Annotated in this window: 15 protein-coding genes; 6 read left to right on the forward strand and 9 right to left on the reverse strand. The window is 45.7% G+C overall.

From position 1 onward, the window contains the following. The 4 genes from kamA to AC5SXE_RS09790 all read right to left on the reverse strand — a co-directional run. A partial coding sequence (gene kamA / locus AC5SXE_RS09775) for a lysine 2,3-aminomutase (RefSeq protein WP_493917308.1) occupies positions 1 to 1,316 on the reverse strand: 1,316 nt, incomplete at its 3' end. Continuing rightward, complete coding sequence (locus AC5SXE_RS09780; protein ID WP_493917309.1) at positions 1,303 to 1,812, reverse strand: GNAT family N-acetyltransferase; 510 nt, start codon at positions 1,810 to 1,812, stop codon at positions 1,303 to 1,305. The genes kamA and AC5SXE_RS09780, both read right to left, overlap by 14 nt. Further along, entirely contained in the window at positions 1,760 to 2,794 is a 1,035-nt protein-coding gene (locus tag AC5SXE_RS09785) for a D-alanine--D-alanine ligase family protein (protein WP_493917310.1), read from the reverse strand. The genes AC5SXE_RS09780 and AC5SXE_RS09785 overlap by 53 nt, the downstream gene beginning before the upstream one ends. A gap of 3 nt (positions 2,795 to 2,797) precedes the next feature. Further along, on the reverse strand, positions 2,798 to 3,859 hold the full coding sequence (locus tag AC5SXE_RS09790; protein WP_433912991.1) for a D-alanine--D-alanine ligase family protein: 1,062 nt from the start codon (positions 3,857 to 3,859) through the stop codon (positions 2,798 to 2,800). Between the two features lie 163 nt (positions 3,860 to 4,022). Between AC5SXE_RS09790 and AC5SXE_RS09795 the strand changes: the two genes are divergently transcribed. Then, positions 4,023 to 4,643, forward strand: coding sequence for an AAA family ATPase (locus AC5SXE_RS09795; protein WP_493917311.1), 621 nt, complete (start codon positions 4,023 to 4,025; stop codon positions 4,641 to 4,643). 41 nt (positions 4,644 to 4,684) lie between these two features. Here the strand turns inward: AC5SXE_RS09795 and AC5SXE_RS09800 are convergent, their stop codons facing one another. From AC5SXE_RS09800 to AC5SXE_RS09815, 4 genes are all read right to left on the reverse strand, one after another. Further along, the gene (locus tag AC5SXE_RS09800; RefSeq protein ID WP_493917312.1) at positions 4,685 to 5,296 is read right to left on the reverse strand and encodes a DedA family protein; all 612 of its coding nucleotides are present in this window, start codon (positions 5,294 to 5,296) and stop codon (positions 4,685 to 4,687) included. A 195-nt stretch (positions 5,297 to 5,491) separates the two neighbouring features. Then, positions 5,492 to 6,217 carry an ABC transporter permease gene (locus AC5SXE_RS09805; RefSeq protein WP_310848046.1) on the reverse strand — a complete coding sequence of 242 codons (726 nt, stop codon included), beginning with the start codon at positions 6,215 to 6,217 and terminating at the stop codon, positions 5,492 to 5,494. A 2-nt stretch (positions 6,218 to 6,219) separates the two neighbouring features. Next, positions 6,220 to 7,176 (reverse strand): ABC transporter ATP-binding protein, encoded by a 957-nt coding sequence (locus AC5SXE_RS09810; protein WP_310848044.1) that lies wholly within the window; start codon positions 7,174 to 7,176, stop codon positions 6,220 to 6,222. Between the two features lie 36 nt (positions 7,177 to 7,212). Next, entirely contained in the window at positions 7,213 to 7,587 is a 375-nt protein-coding gene (locus tag AC5SXE_RS09815; protein ID WP_310848042.1) for a PadR family transcriptional regulator, read from the reverse strand. Between the two features lie 382 nt (positions 7,588 to 7,969). On the opposite strand from AC5SXE_RS09815, the gene buk (AC5SXE_RS09820) reads away from it, so the two are divergent. From buk (AC5SXE_RS09820) to AC5SXE_RS09840, 5 genes are all read left to right on the forward strand, one after another. Further along, positions 7,970 to 9,082, forward strand: a complete 1,113-nt coding sequence (buk, locus tag AC5SXE_RS09820; protein WP_310848040.1) for a butyrate kinase — start codon at positions 7,970 to 7,972, stop codon at positions 9,080 to 9,082. A 1-nt stretch (position 9,083) separates the two neighbouring features. Further along, complete coding sequence (locus AC5SXE_RS09825; protein ID WP_493917313.1) at positions 9,084 to 9,989, forward strand: bifunctional enoyl-CoA hydratase/phosphate acetyltransferase; 906 nt, start codon at positions 9,084 to 9,086, stop codon at positions 9,987 to 9,989. 255 nt (positions 9,990 to 10,244) lie between these two features. Then, positions 10,245 to 11,171: a phosphate butyryltransferase gene (locus tag AC5SXE_RS09830; RefSeq protein ID WP_310848036.1), complete on the forward strand. Its 927-nt coding sequence runs from the start codon at positions 10,245 to 10,247 to the stop codon at positions 11,169 to 11,171. 93 nt (positions 11,172 to 11,264) lie between these two features. After that, positions 11,265 to 12,344, forward strand: coding sequence for a butyrate kinase (gene buk, locus AC5SXE_RS09835; protein ID WP_493917314.1), 1,080 nt, complete (start codon positions 11,265 to 11,267; stop codon positions 12,342 to 12,344). A 27-nt stretch (positions 12,345 to 12,371) separates the two neighbouring features. Beyond that, positions 12,372 to 12,821 (forward strand): hypothetical protein, encoded by a 450-nt coding sequence (locus AC5SXE_RS09840; RefSeq protein ID WP_310849279.1) that lies wholly within the window; start codon positions 12,372 to 12,374, stop codon positions 12,819 to 12,821. A gap of 57 nt (positions 12,822 to 12,878) precedes the next feature. Here AC5SXE_RS09840 and tpx read toward each other — a convergent pair whose 3' ends face one another. After that, positions 12,879 to 13,394: a thiol peroxidase gene (gene tpx / locus AC5SXE_RS09845; protein ID WP_310848032.1), complete on the reverse strand. Its 516-nt coding sequence runs from the start codon at positions 13,392 to 13,394 to the stop codon at positions 12,879 to 12,881. Between the last annotated feature and the right edge of the window lie 14 nt (positions 13,395 to 13,408).

The raw sequence follows: 13,408 nt of genomic DNA on the forward strand, positions 1-13,408 counted from the left end.
TACAGAAGCGGGCATTTGTGATCCGAGGCGTGAACGGATTGTTCTTCCTTTTCCTTCATCCACTGGTGCCTTCGCTCCTCCCTCTTGAGTACTTGCGGCTCAAGCTGCAGCCTGCTTCCTTCAAGCAATTCGGAGACGCCGCCGCCCGAAGAGGCAGATTGTCTCAGGCATATATCAGCGCAGCCGTGGCAATGTGAGCTGGCGTCCTCCGGCTCGGTATATACCGTAATGGTCCCTTCAAAGTTCCTGAGCACAACCCTGCGCTCGCCCTGAGCCAGAAGGTAGTTTGGCATGAGCGGGATCTTGCCGCCGCCTCCGGGGGCGTCTATCACGAAGGTAGGGACAGCCATGCCGGTTGTATGCCCGCGCAGGAATTCTATGATCTCGATGCCCTTGCCTACCGAGGTGCGAAAATGAGATATGCCTCGTGATAGGTCGCATTGATATATGTAGTAAGGACGCACCCTGTTCATCAAAAGCTTTTGAAACAGCTCCTTGAAGATGTAAGGGCAGTCGTTGATGCCACGAAGCAGCACGGATTGGTTGCCAAGCGGTATGCCTGCATCGGCCAACATATTTAAAGCTCTATTCGAGTAGGGCGTAATTTCCTTAGGATGGTTGAAGTGGACGTTGATCCACAGGGGATGAAATTGTTTTAACATCGAGGTCAAAGAGCTCGTGATCCTTTGAGGCATCACAGCAGGGACTCGCGTTCCTATCCTTATGATCTCCACGTGAGGTATCCGCCTCAGGCTGGCCAAAAGCCATTCGAGGTTATCGTCTTCCATGGTAAGAGGGTCTCCGCCTGTGACGAGTATATCTCGAAGCACAGGTGTCCTTTCGATGTAATCTATGGCTGCCTGAATTTCCTCGCGACTTTTTGGCCTGTCCACTTCGCCCGCAAATCGCCTTCTGGTGCAAAACCTGCAGTACATGGAACACTGGTCTGTCACGAGCAGAATGCCCCTATCGGGGTATCTGTGCACGAACCCGGGGACCGGCGCATATCTGTCTTCAGCTAAAGGGTCATAGAAATCCTCTTCCGCAGTGTTTCTTTCTTTGGAAGTTGGAACGGCCTGCATGCGAATAGGGCAATTGACGTCCTTTGGATCCATTAAAGTAGCGTAGTAGGGAGTGATCGCCATTCTCAGCTCCAAAAGGTCGTCGTTTAAGGCCTTTTTCTCCTCAGACGTCAAGGTAATGATTTCACCCAAAGTCTCAATGTCGGTAATGCGGTTGGCAAGCTGCCAATGCCAATCGTTCCACTCTTCCGGCGTTACATTTTTCCATAGGGATATTTCCCTATAATCTTTCATTGCTTTTACTGCCTCCCGAAAGATTATTTTTTGTTACGCATTTATAAAAAATTACTAAATCATCGCCTTCCTTGTAGAACGATGGAATGCGTCCACATAAATTAAAGTTCATAGCTTCATAAAAGGCCCTTTGTCCCACGTAGTGTTCACTGCCCGAAGTCTCCACCCTGATGTTGATCTTATCCTTTTCCTTTAAAAGACATTGTTCCATGCGGCTTATGATGCGCCTGCCAAAGCCTTTGCCTTGATGCGAAGGAGAAACGACTACCCAATAAAGATCATAGGTGAATTCTGTCATTGGCGTTTTTCCGTATATTAAAAAAGCGACATCTTCCCCATCTTCTTTCTCCGTGAGCATTATGTATCCTTCTTCGTTGGGACCCTCCAAGCACTGGCGCAGTAATCCTTCCAGTACTTGAAGTTCGGCCTCGTTAAAGGCTTTGCTAGATCGCGCTATATTCAGGTACTTCGTATATGGCCTGTTTAGCTGGTTCATATAGATTCTCCTTTAATGCGATCTCGACCAAATAGGACACGAGGGCTTCATAGGACAAGCCACTCCTCCTGCTTTGGTTTGCCAGACCGCTGTCAACGTTCAAATCAGGATTTGGGTTTACGTCGATGACGTAGAGCCTTCCATCCTTTTCCCTCAGGTCAACTCGAAAATATCCCCTGCAAGAAAGAGTAATGCCGGCACGCTTGGCAATCCAAATGAGGCGCTCTTTTGCCACGTCGGAGATGATTTTGGGATTTTCGGGGGATATTTTGTATCCTGGGCTGTTCGTATCCCATTTTGCCCTGTAATCTAAAAAAGGCATTACGTCGGGGTAATCTTTGTAATCTATCATTGAGATTCCCACGACTTCATAGGGTGGAACTCCAACCAACCCTACGTTGAATTCTCGTCCTTCCAAAAACTCCTCGACGATTATTCCTGCTGGAAAGGCCGAAAGTTTGTGTGGCAACACTTTATTTAATTCTTCTTTACTTGTTACCAGTGAAGCTTCATCTATGCCAACGCTACCATCTTCGAAGCGAGGCTTAATGAAGGCTGGACAAGGCAAATCAATGACATTGCCCACGGTGTGCTTGAGATACACGCCTTGCGGTACGGGTACGCCCTCCATTGCTAATAATTTTTTAGCTAAAAATTTGTCTAAAGAAGTATATAAGGCCATTGAGCCGTTGCCAGTGAAGGGGATCTTAAGGCTTTCCAAGAAGATCGCAAAGGAGACTTCTTTAGTGCTGTCATCCGAGAACCCCTCAAAAAGGTTGAATATACAGTCAGGGTTGTGGCGCAATATCTTAGCTTCAAGCCTGTTTAAATGGTTGATGTCTTCTTTGGTGATTTCCAAAATGCCAATATTGTAGCCATTGGACGACAGAGCGTCAACGACTGAGTTCCTGCATCGCAGTACATCCAGAACGTCACTTCTTTCCGTTTCTTCCTTAGCCGTGACTACCAATACCTTTGCCATGATTTACCCCTCCACCCAATGTATTCCATAGCGTTTAAAAGCAGATCGCAGAATGCCGAATATAAGATCGTGGTAATTTCCTCCGCTTAAAGAATAAAGAATCGGGAGGTCGCTATAATATGGTGACAGTCCGGGTAAAGGATTGATGTCTATGACGCGAAGGCACCCTGATTCATCCATGCGCATATCTATCCTTGCGACATCTCGTAGTTCGAGGGCGCGAAATGCTTTAAGTGCAGTGGATGCCGCCTGTTCTCGTACCTTTGCGTCTAAAACTTGAGGTCCCTCGTATAGAATTCTTTCCTCCCATTCCCGTTTATGGTCAAGGGTGTATAAAAACGTACCACTATGGGAAGGTGTACGTTCCGATATCCTCATCATACCGATCACGCGAGTTTCCTCGTCGTTCCCAAGCACTCCAGCGGTTATTTCAGCTCCCGGCAAAAAGACCTCCGCAATGGCCGGTTGCTTGTACCGCTCAAATATTCTCAAGACGTTTCTTTCCAGCTCCTCTGCACTTTTGGAGATGGAGTCGTGAAACACGCCTTTTGAAGAACCTTCCCAACGTGGTTTTACTATGTAAGTTGAATTTTCCGAGACGAATAACTCCTTTGCCTTAACGAGATCGTCTCGGCTACGAAAATGGGCCATCTTGGGGACAGGAACGCCTTCGTAATTTAGGACGACATTTGTAAGGTATTTGTCCAATGATATGGCAAGAGAAACGGGGTCCGAGCCTGTGTAGGGAATGCCGAGTGATTCCAACAGGCTTGGGATTTGTGCTTCTCTGCCTCTGTAAATATCCTTTCCTTCGGCGATATTGAATACAAAATCAGGAGGATTTGTAGTTAATTTGGAGAATAAATCCTCATCTTGTTCTAATAGGACCGTTTCGAATCCAAAACTTTCAATTTCTCGTGCTAAGGCATCAATGGTACTTTGGGAGTCATATTCCTCATAGAGATCATCGGGCTCGTCACTTTTGGTGGGTTTTTTTAAATTAAAGACGATGCCAATGACCTTGATTGGTAGGGGTACTTCTTGACTTGAATCTTTGTCATCCATCCTTCACAGTCACCTCTCCTTGAGGTATAAGATACATGCCAATTAAAAAATTCCCTCTCTTTCGAGTTCGAGGGAAGGGCCAAATTACTAGCAATATATCCTTTTTTCTGCGAGGATTATAGTGCTTATTTTTTGAATATGCAATGGGTTATGGAGTGATTTTATGGAAAAATCTAATATTATTAAGGTCAGGCGATTTTTCGAGATTGCCCTTGTGACAAAAGCCTTTCTCATCGCCTCGCCAAAGCCCATAGCGTTGTTGCCGATAGGTCCCCAGGGGTGTGGGAAGAGCACTTTGGCGGCCTATTTGGCCCGTAGGTTTTATGACTTCGAAATAATTTCTCAAGATGAAATCAGAAAGAAAATGTTTTCTGAGCTCTACCCCGAACTACGAGAAGCTGGACAGGAGAAGATGTACGAGGTTTTAAGGCCAAAGGAGCCGGAGATTCGAAGCAAGGCAATCGAAATGCTTAAAAACAGCGTTAAGCCCGTGGTTTACATCGATAGGATGAATCTCACTGCCACTTCCAGAGCGGACTTTATTTTGCCGGATAGATTTAACGTAGCCATCTTTTTTCGCTTGCCCTTGGAAGAAATCTTAAACAGGCATAAAAACAGGCCCCTCAAGGCCTTGGCCATCCCAGATTATATAGTCATAAGTTGCTTTAGAAGGGTCGAGTTCCCAAAGCAGGAAGAGTTCGATGCTATTGTGATAATAGAGCAAATAAGGCAAAGGAGGAGAGAAGGCATCGCCAAAAGCGAGGATAAAGATTCCGTAAAATAAAGTTTGCTGTGGTCGTAATCTGAGACGTGAATTAGCGCTTCTCACTCGCCCCTTTTGTTTTTAGCCTTGTATCTAAAAACGTATATTATTATTATTCCTCCACAAAACAGCAACAGTGCGATGGAAATTGAATGAAGCATATCGTCGAGTCGTTCCGCGTTGTTTCCGATATAAAACCCGAGCAAGGCAAGGATTATCACCCATATGCCGGCTCCGAGGGAGGTGTAAAGGCAAAAAAGGTCCATTCTCATTTTTGCTATGCCGGCGGGCAATGAAATGTACTGCCTGATGCCCGGCAGCAACCTTCCAACGAAGGTGCTCACCGCGCCGTGTTTTTCGAAAAATATTTCGGCCTTCCTAAGGTTTTTTTCGCTCACCAAGAAATATTTTCCATATTTTAGCAAAAAGTGTCTGCCTATCTTGAGGGCGACGTAATAGTTAAAAATCGCCCCCAACAGGCTTCCAATAATTCCACAACCAATTACAGCAGGAAGTGACATCTTGCCCTCTGCGGCTAAATACCCTGCTGGCGGTATTACCACTTCGCTGGGAAAGGGGAAAAAAGAGGATTCCAGGAACATCAAAGCCGTTATTCCCGGATAGCCGAGGTGTCCGATGGTGTTTACAAGAAAGTTTACGATGGCTTCAAGCACCGCTCTGTCCCTCTTGGTGGATGTAATGTTTTTTATCGCGATGACATAACTTCAATTTAATTTCCCTCTTTTACGTGCGATATATATAATCTCCCATCATCACGTGTTATTGTAACGAAAAAAGGGCTTTTCGAACATCACAAATTTGCGAAGCAAGAACGAGAGCTTCCTTTTTATTGGCAGGGATTTTAGGAATTATTGGAACTTTTTCCCCAACAATTTGATAGCAGGAAACAAAAAGAGCGTAAAAAATCCCAATAAGATTGCAGCATGCAATGCCGGCAAAGAAGTTGTGCCGATGGTTGAAACGCTTTTAAAACCTTTCACAGCATATGTGAGAGGCAGAAAGTGCGCAAAAATCTGCAAAGACCTGGGCATGAATTCAATGGGATATACGACGCCGCTGGCGAAAACCATTACGAAGCGTGGAAGATTTAGCAGTGTTTGAGCCTCAAAGACCTCTCTTACGAGCAAACAAAGCAGCGAACCCATGGTCGAAAAGGCAAGTAAAGAGGGCAAGAGAATCAGAAAGAACGACGGCCAATTTACGTGAAAATTTAGAAATAAAGCGCACGTTACGGTAACTATAGTGCTCATGATGAAACCAAAGATAGCTCCTCCCAAGATTTTCCCTAACAAGATCGCCGCCATATTGATCGGTGCGAGGAGAAGTCTCTCTAAAGTTCCAAGGCGAAGCTCAAAATTTATCACCACGGCTTCGGCCGCAGTGGTGCTGAAGAGAGCAGTCATGGCTATGAGACCGGGAATCAATCCCTTAAAATCTACGGGATTTCTCAGGTAAAAGGCCAAAGTCCAGGTGACGGGAAATACCATCCCCCAGCTCACAGCGGGAGGTTTAAGGTAGTAAGTCTTCATGTCTTTTGCAATGATGCACCATATTCCTCTCAAATTATCCAGCATCTCTACTTTCCTCCCTTTTCCGCAGACATGACTGTCGGGGAAAGTCCTGTTATCCTCACGAATGCGTCCTCAAGGGTGGGCCTGACTGTGTTGATATGGATGACTTTCACTCCTGCCTCTTGCACTACTTTGCAAATGTGAGCTAAGAGGTCATTTGTGGCGCCGATGCACCGCAGTGTGTTTGAATTTATAAGGATGGGTCTTGATCCTGTAAGCGCTGCTAGGGGTTCGATGAGCTTTGAAGCGTCATTTGATACGGTAAATTCCATGGCTTGTTCCTTAGTTGCCATTTCTTTTAGATCCTCTGGATTTCCGGTGGTGATAATTTCTCCTTTAACGATGATTGCGATGCGATCACACAACATATCCGCCTCTTCCAGGTAATGCGTCGTTAAAAATATCGTCATCCCTTGATAGCTTAGCTCTTGAATGACCTTTCTCAAGCTTCGGGCGGCCATTACGTCCAATCCTACGGTAGGTTCGTCCAAAAACAATATCTTGGGATTATGAATCAAGGCAGCGGCGATGGTGAGCGCACGCTTCATTCCGCGAGAAAGGGTGCCAAAGAGTTGATTTCTTTTTTCCTGTAACCGAAATAGCTCCAGAAGGGCCTCGGCTCGCTTACATCTTTCTTTTTTGGGTACGCCATAAAGTTTGCCCATGAAGAAAAGGTTTTCTAAAGCGGTGAGATCGTCGTAAAGGTTTGAAGCTTCGGGCACAACGCCTATGAGCTTTTTGGCCTTGACGTCCGAGTTAATGTTAAGGCCCAAAAGTTCGATCGTTCCGGCAGTGGGCCTGGAAAGGCCGGTGAGCATGCGTATGGTGGTGGTCTTTCCTGCGCCGTTTGGGCCCAAAAAACCGAAAATCTCTCCTTCTTTGACGTCAAAGCTTATGTTATTTACGGCAACCAGGCTTTCGTAGTGTTTGACTAACCCTGAAACTTTAATAGCTAAGGTCATGGTCGTTCTTTCTTTTGAGCAAAGGCTGTAAGATCTTTACTTGAGACATTCTTCCGATGCTTCGATAAACTTGCCTAAAGCATCGTGCATGTCGCGCAAACTTGTCACCCAGGCCTTTAAGTAATCTTCTCCTTCCGGCGTTATCGAATAAACCTTGCGAGCCGGTCCGCCACATCCTGGTTCTAAGCGAGATTCCAGCATTCCCATATCTTCCAATCGACGCAGGTGCCTGTATATGACTCCAGGATCAGGAACGGCTTTAATCAACTCGACTTCTTTGATCCTTTCCACCAACTCATAACCATGAGCCGGTTCTTTTTTTAGCAAGAACAAAAGGCAAGGAGCTAAAAAACCTTCTAATCGTAGGTCTGGGACGTCATGGCAAGAGCAGTGATGTTTTCCCTGACACATAAGACATTCCTCCACTTATTATAGTTAAGCTATCAGTAGTGATTATACGCAACTATATGGAATAATGTCAATAGTATTTAATGTATTTGAGCGTGTCTGGTGACTTTTTTATCAAACTTTATTATAATAAATGAAACAATCAAAACCCGCCTAAGCAGAAAGAGAATTCGTAGTAATGGCTGTAGTCTATGTGAACGGAAAATTTTGCCTAAGGAAGAAGCAAAAGTATCCCTATATCATCACAACTTTTGTATCGAGATGGAGTATTTGAAAATCAGTTGTCTCGGAGGGATGCTTGATATATAAATAAGTTGTGTTGCAAATATTTCGGGCAAGGTATCTAATTTATGAGATTGCCTTGTCCTTTTTAGCGAGAGGGGGAATGAGTTTGACCTTCAATATTCTAGTCATAAATCCGGGTTCTACTAGTACTAAAATAGCATGGTATAAAAACGACGCAGAAGTGTGGACAAAGACCATTCGTCATTCTCTGGAGGAATTGTCTAAGTTTGATAATGTGATAAAACAATTGGACTTCAGGTTGGGTGCTGTCGAAGGTGTCGTAAAGGAAATGGGATATTCTTACGATATGCTCGATGCTATTATTGGGCGCGGAGGAATAGTTGATCCTCCTATGCCGGGAGGAGTTTATCAAGTAGAGGAAGTTTTGATAGAGTATTTGAAAATGTGCAAGCCTTGGGAGCACGCTTCAAATCTTGGCGGTCTCATGGCAAATGCCATAGCTGGTCCGAGAAATATTCCCGCCTTTATAGCAGATTCCGTAGCAACCGATGAGCTCGATGATATCGCCAGGATCACGGGTTTACCTGAACTGCCCAAATATTCATTAGCCCATACGCTAAATATCAAGTCGGTTGTGCGCAAGGCAGCGAAGGAATTAGGCGGTGATTGGCGCAAACTCCGTTTTATAGTCGCTCACCTTGGAGGAGGTTTCAGTATTTGCGCCCACAAGGACGGGAGAATGGTCGATTTGAACAATGCCAACGAAAATGGTCCTTTTTCCCCGGAGCGTGCCGGAACCGTGCCTTCAGGCGATTTGGTCAGGTTGTGTTACAGTGGAAAATACAACATCAAAGAACTTCGTCGAAAATTGACGGGGGAATCCGGGTTCGTTGGTTATTTGGGAACCAATGACATGCGCGATGTAAAAGAGCGCATTAAGAAGGGTGATGAAAAAGCGGCACTGGTGTATCGTGCCATGGCCCTGCAAGTGGCTAAAGAAATCGCATCTTATTCGGCGACACTTGAAGGAAAAGTGGATGCAATCATCTTGACCGGTGGAGTTGTTTATGATGAGGACTTTGCGGCTACGGTAACAGAAAGAGTACAATGGATAGCGCCCGTGCTTATGTACCCGGGAGAAAACGAAATGAAGTCCTTGGCAGAAAACGCCTTGAGGGTCTTAAAGGGCGAGGAAAAAGCTGCCTCCTATGCCGATGTTGTAAAAAATTATAAGAAAAGGGAGGTAGTTTAGCTTGTCATTTAAAAATTTGGAATTTTTATTTGAAAGAGCCAAAAAAGGCAACATCATGAGAGTTGTTGTCGCTGCTGCTGAAGATGGAGATGTACTTGAAGCTGTACATACAGCTAACGTAGAAGGCATCGTTGAGGCAACATTGGTTGGCGATCCGGACAAGATTTCAAAGGTCGCTAGAGATAAAGGCGTAGACATTTCTTCCTTCGAGGTCATTCCGGCAACAAACGAGGAAGAAGCGGCGATGAAAGCCGTGCAAGCAGTATCATCGGGTGAGGGAGATTTGTTAATGAAGGGGTTTATAAAGACCTCTACGCTCCTTAAAGCAGTTTTAAACAAGGAATGGGGCCTAAGGAGTGGCAGATTGTTATCTCACCTGTTTCTCTTTGAAGTACCGAGGTTGGGCAGGGTTATTGGCTTGACGGATGGGGGACTCAATACATATCCTGGGCTTCAGGAGAAGGTTTCTATAGTGAACAACGCCGTCTCTTGTTGCCATGCCTTGGGCGTAGAAAGACCGAGAGTCGCTGTTTTAGCCGCCGTAGAAGTCGTAAATCCTGACATGCCCTGCACCTTGGAGGCCGCCGCGTTAGTCCAGATGAACAGGCGAAATCAAATAAAAGGATGCATCATAGATGGCCCCTTGGCCTTGGATAATGCCTTAAGCGAGGAGGCAGCTCGCCATAAGGGCGTATTTTCAGAGGTGGCAGGACATGCCGAGGTACTGCTTGTTCCCGATATAGAGGCTGGGAATTTGCTGGGCAAGGTTATACTTTTCATGGCGAATGGAGCAGGTGCGGGAGTTGTATTGGGGGCCAAAGTTCCGGTGGTGTTAACGAGCCGTGGGGATACTGCCAGGACCAAAGCTTTATCGATAGCGTTAGGTGCTGTGTTGGCGAAAACTTAACAACGCGAAATTTGTCTTTCTTGAGGTTTAAGACGCGAGATTGATGAAGGGATCTTAAAATGTACTTCAGGTTGCGTTTGCCCGATTTAATTCACAAGATAAACTGTGGCTTCTAGGTAACTTGCAAATTACGTAGTTAGAAGGGCGATTGCGTTGCACATTTTTCTACATATGTGTTTTTGAAAGGGATAATAAGTTGCACAAAAATGCTTTCGGAAATGACTCAAAAACTATAAAAATGGGAGGTTTGTCAAGTTGGAACAGTTACGTTCTCTTACTGAGCTTTTGTCGTATGCAAAAGAGGTAGGTCCGAAAAGGGTGAGTGTCGCTTTGGCCGAGGATGCCGATGTTTTAGAGGCAGTAGAGCACGCCCGCAGGGAGGGCATCGCGGACTGCATTTTGGTAGGCAACGTGGATAAGATGAAGGAGATAGCCAAGGAAATCGGAGTTGACCTATCTAATTTTCAATTAAAGGACGTGCGAGGAAGCGAGGCAGAGGTAGCCTTAGCTGCCGTAGAAGTAGTATCTTCAGGAGAAGCCGATATACTCATGAAGGGAATGATATCTACCGCGAACTTCCTGAGGGGTGTATTGAACAAGGAAAAGGGCTTGAGGACGGGGTCTCTCTTATCGCACGTTTACATTCACGAGGTAGAAGGCGTAGATCGCATTCTTTTCATTTGCGATCCGGCCTTTAATATTGCCCCTGACCTTAATGCCAAGGTTAAGATAGTCGAAAACACCGTGGAGTTAGCAAAGTCCTTCGGCGTCGAAACTCCAAAAGTCGCTGTTTTAGCCGCCGTAGAAGTCGTAAATCCTGACATGCCCTGCACCTTGGAGGCCGCCGCGTTAGTCCAGATGAACAGGCGAAATCAAATAAAAGGATGCATCATAGATGGCCCCTTGGCCTTGGATAATGCCTTAAGCGAGGAGGCAGCTCGCCATAAGGGCGTAGTTTCAGAGGTGGCAGGACATGCCGAGGTACTGCTTGTTCCTGATATAGAGGCCGGGAATATCTTTGCTAAGGCCATAGTATATCTGACGAAGAATAAAACGGCTGGCTTGGTCTTGGGTGCCAAGGTTCCTGTTGTTTTGACGAGCCGTGCCGATAGCGCAGAAACCAAGCTTTTGTCAATAGCTTCTGCCGTCGCCTTAGCCGCCTACAAATCGGTTTCTAATTGACGTTAAATATCAAGGCCAAAAAGCCCAAAAAGCCGTCTTTTCAATTTGGTATCTGGCGGATATAGGAGTGACGAACAGGAGGATCATAATATAATGGGATTACCAAAGATATTGGCCATTAATCCGGGCTCAACTAGCACAAAAATTGCTTATTTTGAAGGAGAAAAGGAGTGCTGGCGCGAGACCCAAAGATATGATGTAGATGTGTTGAAGCGTTTTGGCAGCATTATTGATCAGGAAGGCTTTAGGTTTGAAGAAATAAAAAGGGCGCTCCAAGCTCACGGCACTAAACTTGAGGAGATAGATGCCTTTGTGGGACGTGGGGGTCTTTTGCACCCCATTCCCGCGGGGACATATTGTGTTAATGAGTTAATGTTAGAGGAAATGCGCAGCTGCAAATATGGTGTCCATGCGAGCAATTTAGGAGCATTGCTTGCCTACAGGTTGGCCAAAGGAGCTGGCGATAAGCCCTGCTTTATAGTGGACCCCGTTGTGGTCGATGAGCTGTGTAACGAGGCCAGGCTTTCCGGCTTTCCGGAAATCAATAGAAAATCCATATTTCATGCCCTGAATCAAAAGGCAACCGCGAGAAGGGCAGCTAAGGAACTGGGGAAAAAATACGAAGAGTCAAGATTAGTGGTGGCTCATCTTGGAGGAGGCATATCCGTAGGGGCTCACCTGTATGGCAAGGTAATAGACGTCAATAACGCTTTGGATGGCGAAGGACCCTTTTCGCCAGAGCGAGCTGGGACTCTGCCGGCGGGCCAGCTAGTTAATTATTGCTATAGTGGTCAGTGTACCCTTGAAGAGATGCTAAGAAAGTTGACGGGACAAGGTGGCCTGGTTGCCCACCTTGGCACAAACGATGTACCGGAAGTAGAGCGGAGATTCGCTGCTGGCGACTCTAAGGCGGAGTTAGTCTATAGTGCTATGGCATATCAAGTTGCGAAGGCCATTGCAGAATATTCCGCTGTACTTTCAGGTCAGGTGGACGCCATTGTTATTACCGGGAGCATTGCTTATAGCAATAAGTTTGTCGATTTAATCACCAAACGCATTAGTTTTATTGCTCCTATATTTGTATATCCCGGCGAGGACGAGATGCTCGCCCTTGCACAAGGAGCTTTAAGGGTATTAGTTGGCGAGGAAGAAGCGAAAGTATACGCCTACTAAAGTTAGGAGGACTCGAAAGTGCCAGCCATGCTTAAGTTTTTAGCGGGGCTAATGATGTATTCCCTTATCTTCCCGAAGGCATACGTCGTCGTCATCCCGCGAGGAATAAATTGGATAAAACATAATTTTTACGACGAAATCCCAGAGAGTGTGAAGTGGGCTAAGGGATATCAGAAATTTTTGCTGGGTTTGCTTTTCTTCATCGAAGTGTTTATACAATCTTCGTGGTCTGCATGGGTAGCTTACAGAATTCTCGAGTTTTCGATGCAAGCAGAGGCGCAAAAATGGCTTTACTTTTTATTGGGGGCTTTATGTGGAGAAGCGGCCCTTGGATACATAGCTAGGAAAGAGGAAGACGTGAACCTCTGGGTGGCACTTCGTTCTATCATTCCTATGGGCTTACTAGTACAATTCGTGATAAACCCGAGATTTTTGGATTCCCTTTTTGGCTGGCTGGTAAGAATCAGCTTTCGTTGACAATAAGCCCCCGGCTACAATGCCGGGGGCTCTGGTATCTCGCTTAGCGGAGAGCGTTTACTTTATTAAGCTCTTCAGGGTGTTTAAAGCAGCTTCGTAGTCGGGGTGGTTTGTGGCTTCAGGAACTATTTGGACGTAGCGAATAGTATCGTCTTTATCTACTATGAATACCGCCCTCGCAAGCAACCTCAATTCCTTCATTAATACGCCCCAATTTGTTCCAAAAGAAGCATATCTGTAGTCAGACAATGCAATAACCTTTTTTATGTTACCAGTGGTGCAAAATCTTTTTATTGCAAAGGGAAGATCCATAGAGATGTTGAGTACCACTACGTCATCGGGTAAAGACACAGCTTCTTCTTCAAATTTATGGGCCTGGATGTCGCAAACTGAAGTATCTAAAGAGGGCGTTACGGATATTACTTTGATTTTATTGGCAAAATCAGACTTCCTTACTTCTTTCATATTTTGGTCTATAACCGTGAAGTCCGGGGCTTTATCCCCTACCTTTAAATCAGGACCTACCAAAGTTACAGGATTGCCTTGCATGGTAACTACGCCTTTTCTCTCCAACCAAATCACCCCCG

This window comes from Acetomicrobium sp. (genome assembly GCF_059026225.1).

What these genes read in the sequence shown, in the direction of transcription:
- AC5SXE_RS09840 (WP_310849279.1), top strand. Translation starts at nt 12,372, where the DNA reads ATGCTTAAGTTTTTAGCGGGGCTAATGATGTATTCCCTTATCTTCCCG.
- AC5SXE_RS09790 (WP_433912991.1), bottom strand. Translation starts at nt 3,859, where the DNA reads ATGGATGACAAAGATTCAAGTCAAGAAGTACCCCTACCAATCAAGGTC.
- buk (WP_493917314.1), top strand. Translation starts at nt 11,265, where the DNA reads ATGGGATTACCAAAGATATTGGCCATTAATCCGGGCTCAACTAGCACA.
- AC5SXE_RS09815 (WP_310848042.1), bottom strand. Translation starts at nt 7,587, where the DNA reads ATGTGTCAGGGAAAACATCACTGCTCTTGCCATGACGTCCCAGACCTA.
- AC5SXE_RS09780 (WP_493917309.1), bottom strand. Translation starts at nt 1,812, where the DNA reads ATGAACCAGCTAAACAGGCCATATACGAAGTACCTGAATATAGCGCGA.
- AC5SXE_RS09810 (WP_310848044.1), bottom strand. Translation starts at nt 7,176, where the DNA reads ATGACCTTAGCTATTAAAGTTTCAGGGTTAGTCAAACACTACGAAAGC.
- AC5SXE_RS09785 (WP_493917310.1), bottom strand. Translation starts at nt 2,794, where the DNA reads ATGGCAAAGGTATTGGTAGTCACGGCTAAGGAAGAAACGGAAAGAAGT.
- AC5SXE_RS09805 (WP_310848046.1), bottom strand. Translation starts at nt 6,217, where the DNA reads ATGCTGGATAATTTGAGAGGAATATGGTGCATCATTGCAAAAGACATG.
- AC5SXE_RS09795 (WP_493917311.1), top strand. Translation starts at nt 4,023, where the DNA reads ATGGAAAAATCTAATATTATTAAGGTCAGGCGATTTTTCGAGATTGCC.
- buk (WP_310848040.1), top strand. Translation starts at nt 7,970, where the DNA reads ATGAGTTTGACCTTCAATATTCTAGTCATAAATCCGGGTTCTACTAGT.